Annotated in this window: 12 protein-coding genes and 1 pseudogene; 7 read left to right on the top strand and 6 right to left on the bottom strand. The window is 39.1% G+C overall.

Annotation, left to right across the window (positions count from 1 at the left end):
* Positions 1 to 557: 557 nt before the first annotated feature.
* The 6 genes from lnt to ACU6U9_RS14935 form a co-directional block, all read right to left on the bottom strand.
* Positions 558 to 2,219, bottom strand: a complete 1,662-nt coding sequence (gene lnt / locus ACU6U9_RS14960) for an apolipoprotein N-acyltransferase (RefSeq protein WP_446735814.1) — start codon at positions 2,217 to 2,219, stop codon at positions 558 to 560.
* Positions 2,220 to 2,228: 9 nt separating this feature from the next.
* Positions 2,229 to 2,942 (bottom strand): hypothetical protein, encoded by a 714-nt coding sequence (locus ACU6U9_RS14955; protein WP_446735813.1) that lies wholly within the window; start codon positions 2,940 to 2,942, stop codon positions 2,229 to 2,231.
* 22 nt (positions 2,943 to 2,964) lie between these two features.
* Positions 2,965 to 3,897, bottom strand: coding sequence for a hypothetical protein (locus ACU6U9_RS14950; RefSeq protein ID WP_446735812.1), 933 nt, complete (start codon positions 3,895 to 3,897; stop codon positions 2,965 to 2,967).
* 189 nt (positions 3,898 to 4,086) lie between these two features.
* Complete coding sequence (locus ACU6U9_RS14945) at positions 4,087 to 5,025, bottom strand: poly(ethylene terephthalate) hydrolase family protein (RefSeq protein WP_446735811.1); 939 nt, start codon at positions 5,023 to 5,025, stop codon at positions 4,087 to 4,089.
* An 884-nt stretch (positions 5,026 to 5,909) separates the two neighbouring features.
* Complete coding sequence (locus tag ACU6U9_RS14940) at positions 5,910 to 8,786, bottom strand: M66 family metalloprotease (RefSeq protein ID WP_446735810.1); 2,877 nt, start codon at positions 8,784 to 8,786, stop codon at positions 5,910 to 5,912.
* A 458-nt stretch (positions 8,787 to 9,244) separates the two neighbouring features.
* A complete protein-coding gene (locus tag ACU6U9_RS14935) occupies positions 9,245 to 9,679 on the bottom strand; it encodes a MarR family winged helix-turn-helix transcriptional regulator (RefSeq protein WP_446735809.1) in 435 nt (144 codons plus the stop codon).
* A 113-nt stretch (positions 9,680 to 9,792) separates the two neighbouring features.
* On the opposite strand from ACU6U9_RS14935, the gene ACU6U9_RS14930 reads away from it, so the two are divergent.
* The 7 genes and pseudogenes from ACU6U9_RS14930 (at position 9,793) to ACU6U9_RS14900 (ending at position 16,079) form a co-directional block, all read left to right on the top strand.
* Positions 9,793 to 10,209 (top strand): organic hydroperoxide resistance protein, encoded by a 417-nt coding sequence (locus ACU6U9_RS14930; RefSeq protein ID WP_446735808.1) that lies wholly within the window; start codon positions 9,793 to 9,795, stop codon positions 10,207 to 10,209.
* Positions 10,210 to 10,500: 291 nt separating this feature from the next.
* A complete protein-coding gene (locus ACU6U9_RS14925; RefSeq protein ID WP_446735807.1) occupies positions 10,501 to 10,722 on the top strand; it encodes a hypothetical protein in 222 nt (73 codons plus the stop codon).
* Between the two features lie 5 nt (positions 10,723 to 10,727).
* The gene (locus tag ACU6U9_RS14920) at positions 10,728 to 11,240 is read left to right on the top strand and encodes a CHASE4 domain-containing protein (RefSeq protein ID WP_446735806.1); all 513 of its coding nucleotides are present in this window, start codon (positions 10,728 to 10,730) and stop codon (positions 11,238 to 11,240) included.
* Positions 11,206 to 12,156, top strand: coding sequence for a GGDEF domain-containing protein (locus ACU6U9_RS14915; RefSeq protein WP_446735805.1), 951 nt, complete (start codon positions 11,206 to 11,208; stop codon positions 12,154 to 12,156). Before ACU6U9_RS14920 ends, ACU6U9_RS14915 begins: the two co-directional genes overlap by 35 nt.
* Positions 12,157 to 12,402: 246 nt before the next feature.
* Positions 12,403 to 13,607, top strand: a pseudogene (locus ACU6U9_RS14910) (IS256 family transposase).
* A gap of 236 nt (positions 13,608 to 13,843) precedes the next feature.
* Positions 13,844 to 15,403 (top strand): FAD-binding oxidoreductase, encoded by a 1,560-nt coding sequence (locus ACU6U9_RS14905; protein ID WP_446735804.1) that lies wholly within the window; start codon positions 13,844 to 13,846, stop codon positions 15,401 to 15,403.
* An 88-nt stretch (positions 15,404 to 15,491) separates the two neighbouring features.
* Entirely contained in the window at positions 15,492 to 16,079 is a 588-nt protein-coding gene (locus ACU6U9_RS14900) for a hypothetical protein (RefSeq protein ID WP_446735803.1), read from the top strand.
* The last annotated feature ends 432 nt before the right edge of the window (positions 16,080 to 16,511 follow it).

The following is a 16,511-nucleotide window of genomic DNA, read 5'->3' as shown; positions in this document are numbered from 1 at the left end:
TTCTCCGTGTTGATATTTAAACGCTGCAAAATAGGAGCGAGCTTCGTTAATATAGCGCCACGTTTATCTGCTCGAATAATCCTTCCTGTCCAATCAAGTAATTCTAAATAGTCAGTAAGCTTAAAGGGCAAGCCTAATGGCATGTTTTGCTTTGTCAATAAATGGCAGTAGCGATTTAGATTCTTGGTTTGGATGGTTGGCAGTATGAACAGCTTTGGCTTTCACTATGCGTTTTTTAGCGGAAGTATAGTGTGATGTTTCAGGTTTTTAGACATTTTTGCTCGACTAGGATTTAAATCGACATAAGCTAAACAGGCTGCTAATACTTTCTCATCTAGCAATACCTAAGATTTAAATCGACCTTCCCATAAATATAATGGATATATTTACACAGCCGTTAGGTTGCCCCGAAGGGGCGAAGCCATGGATGGCGAAGATGAATCGACCTGTGCAGCTATTCTCTTCGTTGGCTTTACGTGCAATCAATTCATTGAGTTTGCGCATGAATCAGCTGATATCCATCAAGCGTTCACGCCAAATTTCAACATATTTTTTATTCAGGCTTTTTTATTAAACTTGCAAGTTAAATTCACCAATGAATAAATAACAATTAATAAGAACAAACATTTCACCGCATTACTAAACAAAGACGGATTTTGGCTATAAAAACTCCCTTGCGCCGTATTCGAGTGAGGCACATCGACAATATACCCAGCGGCTTGTTGAAAGTCAGATGTAAAAATCACATTGCCATCGGGTGTTGCCACGATTGATGGTCCGTTATTGGCGACATGTGCGAGCGGTAATCGGTTTTCAACGGCGCGCAGTACGGAAGGCATAATGTGTTGGTAAGGTAAGTGTGTTGAGCCGAACCAGCCATCGTTGGACAGTCCAACTAGTAATGTCCCCTTGGATAAATTTCTTTGTGTTAACGTTTGTTGTACGGCTTGTGCAACAAAAATAGGAAACGTGGTTTCATAGCAGATAAGCGGAATAATATTTACATGCGGATGGCTAAACGCTTTGTGTTTGTCGCCTTGTGATAGCTCTCCATTAAAGTCACCCAAAATGCTACTGGCCCAAACTGACATCATGGAATCTTTTTCTAGCATGGGCGTGTATTCCCCAAAGGGAATGCGTTTCATTTTTTGGTAGCTATCAACTTGCTGACCATGATTGTTAATCATGATAGCGCTGTTGTATTTCTCTATTAGTGTGCCATTGATGGGGTCATGAATATGTTGCATATCTTGAAATATTAAATGGTTATTTAATGTTTTCATACGCTGTTGGTAAGCTTGTTTTACGCTGGAGTCATCTAGGTATTGTTTCTTTTGCGCTTCTGGCCAAATAATAACGTCAGCACCTGCGCTGTTAAGGCGCTCTGTCATGTCCATTTCAGGTGGGTAAGCTTGACTATAGCCCGGGTATTGAATGCTATTACCAAGGCTTGGCACTTCATTTACTTGAACTAAACCTACCTTTAACGTCTCCCATGTGGCGATCTTTGATTGCCAAAATGAATAAGAGATTAGGCCATATAAAAACCATCCCCCAATAAGCGAAAACGATAGGATAAACGGTAGCTTTGATTGATTAACGGGTTTAGATTTAAAAGAAAATATATAAACTAATGCACGATAAAAAACGATATTAAATAAGATAATAATAGCATCTAAGCCATGTACCCCAACGAACTCAATGGCTTGCAGTGCGCTATGAAAATTAACTTGGCTATCGCCTAAACGCATGGGAAATAACATAGGAAAAGTAGAAAAAAATAAGACAAAAGTCAGTGGAAATAAAACAAATTCATGCACCTTTGAATTCTGTGTTAGCCACTTAAATGATACGGTGGCTAATGCGATTGAGTGTGCACTGTAAAGCCAAAATAGCCCAGTTAACAAAAAGCCTGAATTAACACCGTAATCTTTAGACAATGCAATGAAATCAATAATCCAGTAGGCGCCCGTGATGAACAGAGTGAGTCCGGCGACTAAACCTATTAGGTAGCTCTGCAGCAGTGTTGATTTTTCAATGGCGAATAACAGTGGGATAAACCCAAACCAAGTGCAGTAAAAATAATCATGATTTAACAACGCCAAAGAAAGCACTGAGCCCGATAATAAAGCTAATAGCAGTTTTTGCAGTATAAGCAGACATTTATACGAGGTTATCTTTGGAGTGATGGCATGCAGTAACTTAGAATTTGTATTCATAATATTAACTTACTGCAGTATAAGTGATTGTTTATAGTTTTTTGATAGTAGGGATAACTGCTCTTTCTTTTGTGCGCTGCTTAATTCTTTTGTCATACTAACGATACGCCTTGAATTTAGGTAGTTAGTGGTTTTATTTTTTCTTTTAAATAGTTGTTTAGCGATGCTTGACCCAAAGTGATGGGATTGCATCTTGAGGTATTTTATTTCACTGTCTTTTAGTAAGGCCAATTTCTCGTTCGGGTTTGCATGTTTAATTTTGTCTAAATATGATGTTTGATCTTGCTGGTAATGATAGTAGCTGTTCACTAATGTATAAAATGACTTGCCAATGTTTTCACCTAGGCTTTGTTTTATTAGGAATTCAAGTCGTGCCCATTCTTTATTAGGTAGATTCATGTCTAGCTGTGCAATAACAAGTTGTAGTTTATCAGCGGTATCAGAATTTATGAGTAGTTCTTGATTGAAATCAATTTTTAAGTTTCTAATAACCTCTTCGATTTTAATGAAATCCAATTCCCAGTTGTCGTCACTAATTAACTGTGGATATAGTACATCTAACTCGGCTGGTTGAAGCCAGTGGTCGGAGGATACTTGGTTATTAGGTGACGGTTTGTCACGTAATCTTATATGTTCTGATGCGACAAAGAACAAAATTACAGATAATAACGTTATATTGAAATATTTAATGTGTACTGCTTTTAGGCTAAATGGATATAACATGACATTTAGCCTCCGTATGTTTTTATAATTGATCAAGACTAAGGTGTGTTATGCGTTTTAGTTCATCAGAGCTAAAATAACTGCGCAATAACTGGGTCACTTGATTTTGCTTTTCTTCTTCATCTAGCGACGTGGCTAGTATTTTGTGTTTAGCGTCTTGAAACGCGCTGTATCGATCAGGCCAGTCAGAAATATTAACCGAACGTTGAATATGCTGCTCTTGAATTTCAAGTCGTATTTTTTCCTTTTCTTCCTCCGATAGATTTTGGTCGAGATCAAGTTTCATGCTATTAAACATATATTGTGCATCGGCATCCGAAACTCGAAATAGCCCGCTACTGACTTCACTACCAAGGTGTACATCTCTCAATGCTTGTAGCTCAGCATAAAGTAGCTCATCATTTTCAACTGCACCGACGCTTTGATGTACTTCTGTATTCGCAAGCGCTTCGCTGGTCTGGCTAAATTCATCTTTAGCTTCTAAGTAGTAATAGTAATCGCCAACGATTTTTGCCGTTTGCTCGCCTGCCTTACCGGGCAAACCGTCTTTGATGATTGCTTGTAATGTACTCAGCGATTCTGCATCCAACTTACTTTGTATTCTTAGTAGTGCTTCATCTAGAGAGAGTAGGGCATTGTGATCGTGAATGACGTTTCCATGGTCATCAAGTTTTACTGCTTTTAGTGCTTCATAGACAAATTTAGCCGTAAAAGGCAGCGATTTTTTATTCTCTTCAGTCGCTATAGTTTGTTTGGTATTTATTTTTGACCACTGCCATTTTGTTGCAATGGTAGCAGCATGCTTTTCGAAATTATTCGGGTGCGAGCCGTCAGATTGCGACATATTATTAGATAGTACTTTGACGGATTGTGTATCGTTGTTGCTCACAATAAAAATGGTAGTAATAATACAAGCGCTAATGATCGTTAATATAACTAAATTTCTTTTAAGCATATTGAATATCAACTTTTATTGTATTTTGGGTTGTGTCTTGAAATACCATGGTTAGCAATTTACTTAACATTGTAAATAAGAGCAACTTCATTGCTTTTATTTACAATGTGATACGGGCAGATCTATGCCCTATAAATTACCGTATAGGCGAGATGCAACCGTAACTTATATTTATGCTAAAAATATCAATTAGTAATTACAATTGTCTCTGTATTCATTAATCGAACTATTACTTTCATGATTTGGGCCACATAAAAATTGTGCATATCTGTTATCTTTATCAAGGAAGCGTTTCATCCAAGATACACCATAGGTTGATAGCAATGCATCATTGCCATTACCATTGCTGCCATTTGCACAGTTATGCGGGCCGTTGGCGATTTCCATATAGGCTTTGTCAGTGCTATTTGGAATCGTATTGTAGAACGGGCTAGCATGTGAATTTACATTTGCCGTTGAATCATTTTCACAAGCCATAATCAATGTAGGTACCCCTATCTGATCAAAGTCATTGCCGCCGCTATTCCAAGGTGCTAAAGGAACGGCTGCGCTTAAGCGGTTTCTAGATGCACTGATTAGCGAGCCGCCACCGCCCATTGAAAATCCCATGGTAGCCAAACGATTTTTATCAATTAATCCTGATATCGAGCTGCTTGAACTTTCACTTTCAGAAATTAAATGGCTAAGTGCCGCATCTAATTGCAGGCTTCGACTGTTTGGGTTATCAAAGCGCCCATTAGTATCAATGGTAATGACCACATAGCCATGTGAGGCTAAAAGCGGCCCCCACCATTGTATCGCTGACTGGTAGTTAGTGAAGCCGGGTGCTACTGCAATAGCGGCCAATTCTTGAGAGGCATTGCTCGGATAATAAATAGTCCCACCACCAAAACCATCAACACTACTCGATACAATCGTTGAGCTTACTGATAACGGACCTTGGCTTGCTTGAAGTGCACTGAGTGTTGGGTTTGGCCCAACTTCATATCCGCAGTTTGATGTACAAGTATCCGGTAGCGGTAATTCATCGTTGTTACCGCCGCCATTACCGCCTCCACTGTGTGCAGATAATGAGAATGCTATTACAAAAGCGCTTAAGTACGCTTTTTTCAATATGTTTTTTTTCATTGAATTAGGCCTTTGATATTTATTTTTTATTAAATTATTTCGTTTATTGAAATATTCAAAAAGTATATTTTTTGAACTTTGAAATCATAGGCACAGTTTTTTGTTTAGTAAAGGTTGAATATATAAAGGTTAAAAATTGGCAAGATAAATCTATTTTTTAAAATTAGTTTAATATTTTTATTATTGTTTATACGTATAAAAATAAATAATTTAGATCGTTAAAATATTAATGCATATTTTTATTTTGCTTTTAAATTTATACATAATAAAAAAATTTATTGTGGAGTAAGATATAAAAACAAGTAAATAAGAATGCTAATCATTATGGTTGATGAAAATGTTGCGTCTTGTAAGACGCGAGGCAGGCCTATAAATATAGGCTAAACCTTGAAATGGCAGTGATTAAACCGGTTTTGACATTTATTGACATGACCAAACTTCCCTTAATTCTCTCTATTCTTTCTAATCCTAATCATCCGTTATATTTACTATGATGGTTTTCATTATGATTTTAATGGAATAAATATTTTTGGTGAGCATTAGGTTGGGCTGGTTTTAATAGGCGGTAGCGTCACGACTTTTTGTTGTATAAGCCGTTTTTGACATGTTTTAACATTTTATTGTGAGCAATATAGCGTTTTAATCTATTTTTTTGCTTTTTAATAATGGTGTTTGGTTTTTATTGTTAGTGATTTTGTCATGATTATAAAAATGAATATTGATTATTGCCATAAATAATCAATATTAGGTCGTCGCGTTAATGGTCAGTTTTAAATGTAAGAGAAAAGTCGAACCCTTCAGGATTCGACTTTTCTCGTTTTCATATGAACGCGTAGTGTTGCCGTAATAGTCGATGTAATATCGTAGGCAAACTTAACTCAGCATTAATTCTCTAATAACTGATACAGAGCCTCTAAATCATTACCTGCCCATAATGCTAATAACAGGTTGTCGGATTGAGCGTCGGCCTCTATTTGCCATTGTTGATTAACACCACCATGGCAACCATATGTAATCAAGCGGCTATTGTTGTAATCAAAGTCAACGCACTTCTGGTTGCCCATGTTTTTGACGGTATCATCGTCTTTAAAACGCCATAACTGAGCACCGTTATCCAGCTCACAATCAACTAAACCTAAACGGCTTTCTGTGGCGATTATGCATTGAGAGGGTTGAGCCGCTAAATGTATTTTGCCTTGTGCATCCATTATCCACTTAGCCGCACCTGTCGATTCTGCCGACGCATTCATGTAGCCATCAGCATCAAGCTTGGCGCTGAAGTATTTTGGACCTTGAATGACATAACCTGTGACAGGCATACTTTGGCCTTTACTAAGGACAGCGTGAGCGATTAATGCGGTTCTCATCTTCTCTGCTTTTTCCGCTAGGGTTATGGGTTCTTGCATGAGTGTGTGTAAAACAAATTTTAATTTCTGAGTATTTTTTTGCTGACGGGTATAACGCTGCCAAACTAATTTTGCCTCAGCACTTAAGCCGTTTGTTAATTCTTCTGTGCTGTAGCTGGCAAGTAAATCAGTTGTCGCCAAATTTAATACTGGAATAGTATCCGCTGATAAGGCACTAAGAGACTCGCTTAACTGTCTCATTTCATGTTTTTGTAAGCCGATGTACTCCGCTTCTTGGCCAACAACAGCAAGCTCTGGTAGAGCAGGGATAACCCCATCAAATACTGTTCGGGCTAATTCTACATCTGTTCCCATTCGACGGCAGGTTACGGTGGCTAGGGTCGGTAAATAGTCCGCAGCCACATTGATATGGAGTTGGTTAATACTGCCTGCATTGTGACGGGCCGCGGCTAGGGCTATATTGCGTGGCTGATTAGCCGCGTTATTAAGTGTTAGCCAGCAGATGCCATCCGTTTGTGTAAAGTCTGGTGCAGGTAAATCAAATACATTGCCGTAGTTACCATGGAACACTGGATAAATTAATGCGTTATCGCCAGTAGGGTCATAGCCTCCTAAAATGGTCGCGACAGGTACGCCGACTTGCTGAGGCGCTAAGCGTTGATCAGTTGTTGGAAAATCATATTGCTCATAACGGCCGGTGTTTTCATCCCACTTTTTATAACCGCTGGCAAAACGGGTATCGGGTATTGGGAACTGTTCTAAATGATTTTGAATAATCCGTGCAGAATAGCCAGTATGGTAGGTATATTCTGAAAAACGTGAGCTATTAGAGCCGCCAGACATTGCATCAACATGATAACGATAGATGCCTTTATAATGCTCTGGGCTGGATTCAACCACGCCACCCTGAATACTGCTACGCAGTCGATTACGATGAGCGATGAATCCCCAGCCACTGTCGGCATGATGGCGCTGCCAACGCTTGTCTTCGGTTAATGTGCTGCCTGGGTAATGCCCTAAACCATAACCATGGCCCCACTCGTGACTGGCTTCATTACCTGAGCTGCTCGTCAATGTACCAATGCCATTGCCACCACTTAAACCATGGGCTTGACGACCATTTTTATAATTACCCCAAGCATGGTGATTAGTGACTTGCTTGAATAAAAGCGGGTAAGACTGCCAGTTATTATTACTACTAATACCATAATTGGCCAAATTGATGCCGGTACTCACTTGCGCTTTAGCCACATCTCCACGCATGTCACCACTATAAATACCGCCGTCAGTTGCACTAGCTGTATCGTATATTGTGCCATCAGCAGTGATGGTTTTTGCTAACTCTACATCCGCATAACTGGCGACGATCAATTTAGACACCGGTAATGTTTGAAAATAATCAGCTGCCGCTGACCATGGGTTATTTAACGTTAAATGCCCAGAAGTTTGATCAACATTTGTTAGCATGCCTAAGCGAATAGTTTGTAAAATAATTTGGCTCGCATCACCTATGTCAATATTAGTCGCGCTAAGCTCACCATTGGCTTGTGTTTGAGCGCCTTTATTACGGATGAACTTTAGTGAAATACCATTACGCATGAGATTCCAAGGCAGTTCAGTGCTCCAAGCGGCGTGTGAGTATTCTATCTTGACTGGACCTTCATAATCCGATTGATACAAATCATTGGGGTGAGCCATAGGATAAACCCCCAATACCTCGCCATTTACAGAAACTTCCACATCCATCGTAATGGGAGCCGATGTTGTCGTTGGTGTAAATAGCAGTAATGCTTCGCGTAAGGCAACAATTCTCGGCATATAGCGACTTTGAGTTTCATCCCCAGCATGTTGCTCAAAATTACTATTTGGATCAACAGAGTGTGACTGCACAAACTTAACTTGGCCTGTTAAATCACCATTAAGGTGATTTACGACAGGCCGTATATTGCCTGCAAAATCCGTCGCATAAAAATCCAAAGAATCAGGAGTCAGCAAGCTGGCTGTATGCTCAACAGTTAACGAACTTTTTAAACTTACTTGCGCTAAGCCTCGTGCGGCTTTAAGAGTAAATGCGTGCCCTGCGTGAACATCAGCAGCCGTTGCGGTTCCTTTAATACTGCCCGTAATGCTGTCAATGGTGGCCCAATCAGGCAATGACTCGGCACTAAATTCAATGCCTGAATTTAATGTGGTAAAAATAGGAGATTGAAAAGCAATGTCTGCCGTGGCCTTGAGATTAGCTGGATTAATACTGTTTAGTGCAGAGGTGAGTTCATCCAACTCAACTTGTGACGGTTGCTTAGTTTCATTGGGGGTAGGCTCCTTCTCGTTGTTATCACTACAGGCTAACAATAGTGTTAACAGCCCCAGTGTCATTATCGTTCTACTAAGCATATTTTGTCCTTCAAGATTCTTTTTTGTCTAATTTTTGAGCATAGTATTGATGAATACTGAGCAAATAAAGCGAAATGAGCGGTAAGTTGAGAGGCTGTGAACCCGTTCTTGATTTAACGGGACCCAGTAACACTTTTGCCTCAAACATGTAATGAAATAGCTCGTAGCCACACTTAAATAGAATCAAGGGCGCAGTGGATATACCAAGCGAAGCGTGTGCAGGATTAAGGGGTTAAGTTCTTTATTTACTAAGTTTGAGCAGCCGCCTAATGCCTGAATCATGGATGGCAGCCTTTAATGACGGAGACAGAAATGAATGCGCAGTAATGGCGTCCTGATATCTAAGAGGTAGCTGGCTGAATAAGATTCATAATAATGTAAAACATGTCTATTTTAGGAGCAGTTTTCCCAAGGTAATACGAAGTAACGGCACAAAGTACCATTTAGATACCCTAAGTTTAGTCGCCTAAGTCATGTACAACTAGATAAAGCAGCTGCATCAGTTGTTCTATCTGCTCGCTGTCTATACTGGTAAATTTGCACGTTATTTGATTCGGAATATTAACGGCTTCTTGCTTTAAAGCCTGTCCCTGCTGGGTTAGCTGCACTAGGCGTTTGCGCTTATCGTGCTCGTCTTTAATTATTTCGAGTAGCGCTTTATCGGCCATTTTTTTTAAAATTTGTGTCATCGCCCCACCATCAATGCTGGTTTTTGCCACAAGTTCTGCAATGGTAATTTCGTTTTGCTCCCACAAGGCCATCATCACGACATATTGAGGATACGTTATATTGAGTGCACCCAATGGTTCACGATAAGCACGCGCAATGCTGTTCGAGGCCATATACAGGCGGTGACATAGCTGTTTTTTGAGTTTTAACTGATCAAATGACATAAGAGACTCCATTAACGTCCATTTTAATTTGCATGCAAAGTATTTGCAATTGGTATTCGATACTGTATATTAGTTTGCATGCAAACTAAATCATAGACATTTTGGAGATTAACATGAATGCATTATACACAGCCAAAGCAACAGCCACTGGCGGCCGCGAAGGCGTAGCAAAATCAGATGATGGTCGTTTAAACATTGCGTTATCCACCCCTAAAAGTTTAGGCGGCGACGATGGCCAAGGTACTAATCCTGAACAGTTGTTTGCAGCGGGTTATGCAGCTTGTTTCATTGGTGCACTTAAAGTGGTTGCTGGAGCACAAAAGCGCAGCTTACCAAAAGATGTTTATATTGATTCAGAGGTATCAATTGGTGCCATTGAAGGTGGTTTCGGTATTGCGGTTAAGCTAGCGGTGTCACTAGGTGACATGGATAAAGCTGAAGCGCAGACAATGGTCGAAGCCGCTCACAAGGTATGTCCGTATTCAAATGCGACTCGTGGCAATATTGATGTGACGCTCTCAGTGATTTAATACCGCACGTTACACAAATATAAAAGTACGCTTTCTTATGTGGAACGCGTGCTTTTTTGTGCTTAATAGCAATAACACTTTCTTAACTATGTATTACAATCACGTCGCATGCTTATCAAGTTGAATATCATCATTATTTCTAATAACAAAAATTATTCATATTTTCTGTAAAAATATTTTCTAAGTCCCACCAATGTTTATGCCCATTTAATAGGTTAAAAGGGGGGAGCTTGATAAAAATCTGTTGCGTATGCCCAACCCAGCTACACTTAAAAAGATTGAGGAGGTGCTATGCGGTTAAAACATTTTGTTATTACCATTTTATTGATATATGTTTTTGTTGTATGCGGTGGCTTCTTACTTTATCGCATTAATATTGTTTATCCTCAGATTGTTACTCAAATCCTTTTACATCATCAGCTTGATTTACGCGCAATTCAAAAATCTTTTTCAGTTGAAGAAAATAATTTGATGTTACTACTTTACGATTGGTCAAAGTGGGATGACCTCTAGAATATATGGAGAATTCTAATGAAGATTTCGTAAAAAGTAATCTTGTGGATTCTATTCTAAGCGATATGAATTTGAATGGAATATTCTTTTTTAATGATAAAAACCAGTTGAATACTGGCATCGAAGAAGAAAAAAATGGCATGCGAACTTATGATTTTTCTTCTTTAGAATTTGGACTTCAAGATGTTTTTGCGGAGTTTCGCTGGCCAAGTAATATAGATGTTAATTGCAAGTTCCAATATGCCGATAAAGTAGATCAACTTGCTTTGTTATGTGTATCAACTATACAAGACTCAAATGAAGAAAAGCCCAAGAATGGCTATCTTGCATTTTCTCGCACTATCGACATAGAAGAAATTAAAGCGGTTACCGGCGCCAATTTTAAAGTGAGTACGATTCCTGAAAATATGACGAACTTAATATCTATTAGAAAAATGCTTAACTTAAATAAGCTTTCTAGCCGTTATGTTATGGGTGTTGCTAATGAAAGCCAAGGTACGATGGACTTTTCTATTTGAAGTTAAATATGAAAAAAGTAGTTTACCCACTTTAATTGATTATCAAACGTCAATAATGGTTTTAATTCTATTGTTGATACCTATGGTTATGATTTTCATTATCTCTAAATTTATTCTTAATCCTCTTGCCGACATGTCACTTTTTATATTGTCACTAAGACAGGGTGATGAGTCAGTTGTATTACCTCATTCTGGATTTATTGTTGAGGTGAAGGTGTTCAGCCGAGCATTAAAAGAATTAATGGTACATGTAGAAAGCGAACGATTGATGTTAGAGCAAAAATCAATGACGGATGCGCTGACAGGTGTTAAAAACAGGCGAGCATTTGATGAGGGGGTGTCTGATTTATGGCGTACGGCGCCAAGACAATCAAAACCTATTGTGCTGATTATTGCAGATATCGATTATTTCAAAAACTTTAATGATAGCTTGGGCCATCAAAAAGGCGATGATGCGCTTAAGGCTGTAGCCTTAGCATTAAAAGCTGGTTGCCGTCGGCCCAGTGATCAACTGTATCGCTATGGAGGAGAAGAATTTGCTATTACCATTGCATTAGAAAAAGCAGAGGATGTTGATGTAGTTATGACGTCATTTCAGCATATGGTTGCCTCATTGCAGTACCCGCATCCATCATCGCCTATTACACCGTTTATTACGGTGAGTATGGGGGCGTGTTTAATTGCTAAACCAGGTGATTGGATGAAAGACTATTCATATAAGACCGCCGTTGAAATTGCAGATAAGGCCTTATACGAATCCAAAAGATCTGGACGAAATAACTATACATTACATGTTTTAACCGTAGATGGTGCTGACCTTGTTGATAAAAATACCGACTTATCTTGTGCATCAATATCAGACCTGACATCTAGCAAAAATAGTGATTTTAACGATAATAAAGACATAAAAAAGTAATAGGGGGATGAGACGATTACCTGTCTGTTTATGAATTCTAACTAAGACTGCAAATAAGATGTATTTCTATTCAGTTATTTTAAATATCGTATTAATCAATGAAATCAGTATTAAAATAATGTGGTTAAAATAAAAACAAAAAAATATTTTTAATTCAGAACTTAAAAGCGGATTGTGCTCATAAAATATGGGTAGTGTTCAAAATTCTGTGTCATTTCTTTAAAATCACTAAAAAAGAGATGACATATGACCAAACCAACATTCGATATGGAAGCCGCCCTTAAAGCCCTACGTGAAGGTCAAGACCTCACTGGAAAAGACGGTATTCTTACCCCTCTAATCAAGCAACTCACTGAAGCCGCCTTGCAAGCTGAGCTCGAAGATCACCTTGCTAATGATCCCAATCATAATCGTAAAAATGGCAAAACCCAAAAAACCATGAAATCTCCCGCAGGCAAATTCGAGCTAGAAACCCCTCGTGACCGCGCCGGAACCTTTGAGCCTCAAATCGTTAAGAAAAATCAGACACAGCTTACGGATGAGCTCGAGCGTAAAGTATTGGCTTTGTTTGCACTGGGCAATAGCTATCAAGATATCCGCTCACACATCGAAGATTTGTACGGTGTAAACCTCTCCAATGGCACTCTCAATGCCGTTACCGATAAACTCCTGCCAGAGCTTCAGGCATGGCGTACGCGTGAGTTAGATGCGGTGTACCCCATTGTTTGGCTTGACGCTATTCACTATAAAATAAAAGACAATGGCCGTTACGTGAGTAAAGCTATTTACACCATTTTGGCGGTGAATATTGAAGGCAAAAAGAGCTGCTTGGCCTGTATTTATCGGACTCTGAAGGCGCTCATCACTGGCTAAGTGTGTTAACCGATTTAAACAATCGCGGTGTTAAAGATATTTTAATCTGCTGTATTGATGGCTTAAAAGGCTTCCCTGAAGCGATTACGACCATCTACCCCAACACTGAAATCCAGCACTGTATTATTCATCAAATCCGCAACTCAATTAAATACGTTGCCAGTAAAAATCAGAAAGCGTTCATGGCGGATTTAAAGTTCGTTTATAAGGCGACTAACCTGGATGCTGCAGAAAGCGCTCTCGACGAGCTAGAAGCTAAGTGGGGCGATCGATACCCTATGGTGATTAAGTCTTGGCGAACCAAGTGGGATACCCTTACAACGTATTTTAAATACCCTGATTACGTGCGCAAAGCCATCTATACCACCAATGCCGTTGAAGCGGTACATCGGCAATTTAGAAAACTGACAAAAACCAAAGGCGGTTTTGCCAACGAAAACGGCTTGCTGAAATTATTGTACGCGGGTATTTTGAAAGTCTCGGAGCGTTGGACGTATCCCGTGCAAAATTGGAATCTTACGCTGTCGCAGCTGGCGATTCATTTTGAAGGTCGACTGGATGAACACATCGACCTGTAGAAAATTTAACTGACACAGAATTTTGAACAGCCTCAAAATATGAAAATATACGCAATAAGTAGTATTCAGTAATTCATTATATTTACTTAGACTCAGCCAATAATTTCAGCTTCAGTCATACTATTGACCTACTAAAATTAAAATTATTTATTTTTAATAATTAAATCAAACTGTCACGTTTAATTATTAGTCTAAATACCCTTCATATACTCTACCAAATATAAATTAGAGGCAAAATGCCTGAATTTAAACATAATATATCCCTGTTAAATGACGACTCAATTACTCAAAGATACAAAAATAGCGGGCTGATCAATCATTTACGGTCGGTCTCTGGTGTTACCTTTCCAGAAAGCTGTGATGATGTCGTGAGCACAATGCATTATTGCATCAAAAATAATCTGCATTGCTACCCGATTAGCAGTGGCCGTAATTGGGGTTATGGTGGGGCGTCGGCCGTGCTAAATGACGCGCTTATCGTTGACTTTAAAAGAATGAATAATATTCGTCATTTTGATGACGTTAACGGCGTTGTTGATATTGAGCCTGGCGTAACACAGGGGCAGTTGGCTAACTACCTGAAAGGCTCCTCATGGATGATTGATTGCACAGGCGCCGGCCCTGATACCAGTATTGTTGGTAATGTACTAGAAAGAGGTTTCGGGCACGGCAGCAATGGCAACAGAAGCCAGCACTTTACGATCAAAGAAGCAGTATTGGCGGATGGTCAGATTATATCCCTTGATGATCACAAGGATTATGTCGGGCGAGCGGGTTTATCAGCCGGCTTACAGGAAATATTCACACAGAATAACTTGGCTGTTGTAACGTGTATTCGATTTGAATTAAGTAAGGTACAAGAAGAAAGTGCTCGCTGTTTAATTCGGTTAGCAAGTGCAGAAAAATTACCTTTGTACATTGATAAAATGGCTGAGCTTAAGGCTGAGGGCACAATCGATACTCTGCCTCATCTTGGTAATAGCTTTCGTATGTTTGGTGTGAGTCAGCAGTTTGATTTTTCTAAATGGGATAGTAAAAAAGGTATAACTGAAGGCCAGATACGCAATATGCTATCACGCAATAATATTGCACCATGGTCCAGTGCGTTTATTGTTTCAGGCGCTAAGTTAGTGACGAAAGCAAAAATAAAACGCATTAAAGAGAAACTAAAAGGCGTCGCAATCGTTAATTCGATCTCACTAAAATCGCTTATTAAAGTGGATCATTTTATGGGACGAATATACCCGCTATTTAAAAGAAGTGACTCCTATCATCGTTTTCAAAAAACAATTCGCCAATTAACCCAAGCAATGATTATGTTCGAAGGGAACCCTGATGGCTTAGCGCTTAAAGGATGTTATTGGCGACATGCTTCAAAGCAACCATCGGCTGATCAAGACCCAGTAATGGCGGGTTGTGGATTTTATTGGATCGCCCCCGCATTGCCAATGAAGGGTGAGGTTGTCAATAATTGTATTGAATTAACCAAGTCATTATACGAACAATACGGGTTTGAATTTGCGGTAACACTAACGTCTGTTACGTCACATATGTGTCAAGCCATTGTAAGTTTGTACTTTAATAAAGAAGATGAAGACGAGACCTTAAGAGCAAAGGTATTAATTGATCTTTTACGTGAAAAATATCGTAAAGAAGGTTGGATATGCTATCGACGGTCTATTGATGAAATGCCGTTTGGTCAATCCGAAATAGAGCGTGATGCTATCACTATACGACAGAAAATAAAGTCAGCGCTTGACCCTGATAATATTATTTCACCGGGCAGATATGAATAATTACGTGCCTGCACTCTTGCCTGATTTTATTTGATATTACGAATCATGATATTTCTCAATTTAACTTGAGCAGGGAGCTCGAAGTAAGATGAAATTAACCAGCCGTATACTAAAAGAGATCGATGACTTTAAAGAATATGCCAGAATATACGAAAATATGTCTGGTAATAAAACAAGTGTCGAGCACTTTATGCGGATATCGACTGTCCGTGCGTTTTATAATGAAAAAAAAGAGATAGTAGGTGGTTATAGTTTAAATTCAAATTTGCCCATTAGGTATTATGCGGATATTCCTGCAGGCGCTTTGACAGATGAGCATCCGTTAGAGTCTGAAGTGGTCGAAGGTGGTGGGCTTTGGATGGATGATAACTTGCATCCCATACACAGATGTAGAATATTTTTAACATCATTCATTGAGATATATAAATTAAAGAAGCCTTATATCATTGGTGGAGCTAGACATCCAAAAGTTGCAAAAGTACAGCTTAGTTCATTGCCTAATATTATTTATGAAGGGCCAATCGGTGAATATAAGTATGTGTGCATTATGTACGGATCAATAAAGTCATTACCTAAAATGGCGTTGTATATTATTTTAAAGTACGGCGTTATGGGTACCATAAAAGATTTTATGTCTCGACTTAAAAGGTTCATATATTCACCATTAAAATCTTAATGTTTGATGTTTTTAAAGGGCGGCTATAATTCTTTGATTTACAGTTGTTTACAACGAATGGATGTTTATAAGAGGAATACAGCTTTGTAGGTCGGGCATTGCCCGACAATCATAAGCGAATGGTGGGCAGTGCCCACCCTACGGGTTTGTTAAATTATAAGGATTTAAGTGTTTATAAGCAAGCGCATCCAGAATGAATGCGTTTTTATGTCGAGAGTAAACTTTGTAGGTCGGGCATTGCCCGACAATCATAAGCGAATGGTGGGCAGTGCCCACCCTACGGGTTTGTTAAATTATAGGATTTAAGTGTTTATAAGCGCATCCAGAATGAATGCGTTTTTATGTCGAGAGTAAACTTTGTAGGTCGGGCATTGCCCGACAATCATAAGCGAATGGTGGACAGTGCCCACCCTACGGGTTTGTTAAATTATA

The organism is Pseudomonas sp. HK3, assembly GCF_052920985.1.
This window is presented reverse-complemented; position numbering and strand designations above follow the sequence as displayed.

Bases quoted from the DNA above. Each gene is read 5' to 3' on its own strand.
- ACU6U9_RS14935 (WP_446735809.1), bottom strand. From the start codon at position 9,679: ATGTCATTTGATCAGTTAAAACTCAAAAAACAGCTATGTCACCGCCTG.
- ACU6U9_RS14920 (WP_446735806.1), top strand. From the start codon at position 10,728: ATGGAGAATTCTAATGAAGATTTCGTAAAAAGTAATCTTGTGGATTCT.
- ACU6U9_RS14900 (WP_446735803.1), top strand. From the start codon at position 15,492: ATGAAATTAACCAGCCGTATACTAAAAGAGATCGATGACTTTAAAGAA.
- ACU6U9_RS14950 (WP_446735812.1), bottom strand. From the start codon at position 3,897: ATGCTTAAAAGAAATTTAGTTATATTAACGATCATTAGCGCTTGTATT.
- ACU6U9_RS14930 (WP_446735808.1), top strand. From the start codon at position 9,793: ATGAATGCATTATACACAGCCAAAGCAACAGCCACTGGCGGCCGCGAA.
- lnt (WP_446735814.1), bottom strand. From the start codon at position 2,219: ATGAATACAAATTCTAAGTTACTGCATGCCATCACTCCAAAGATAACC.
- ACU6U9_RS14915 (WP_446735805.1), top strand. From the start codon at position 11,206: ATGAAAGCCAAGGTACGATGGACTTTTCTATTTGAAGTTAAATATGAA.
- ACU6U9_RS14925 (WP_446735807.1), top strand. From the start codon at position 10,501: ATGCGGTTAAAACATTTTGTTATTACCATTTTATTGATATATGTTTTT.
- ACU6U9_RS14945 (WP_446735811.1), bottom strand. From the start codon at position 5,025: ATGAAAAAAAACATATTGAAAAAAGCGTACTTAAGCGCTTTTGTAATA.
- ACU6U9_RS14940 (WP_446735810.1), bottom strand. From the start codon at position 8,786: ATGCTTAGTAGAACGATAATGACACTGGGGCTGTTAACACTATTGTTA.
- ACU6U9_RS14955 (WP_446735813.1), bottom strand. From the start codon at position 2,942: ATGTTATATCCATTTAGCCTAAAAGCAGTACACATTAAATATTTCAAT.
- ACU6U9_RS14905 (WP_446735804.1), top strand. From the start codon at position 13,844: ATGCCTGAATTTAAACATAATATATCCCTGTTAAATGACGACTCAATT.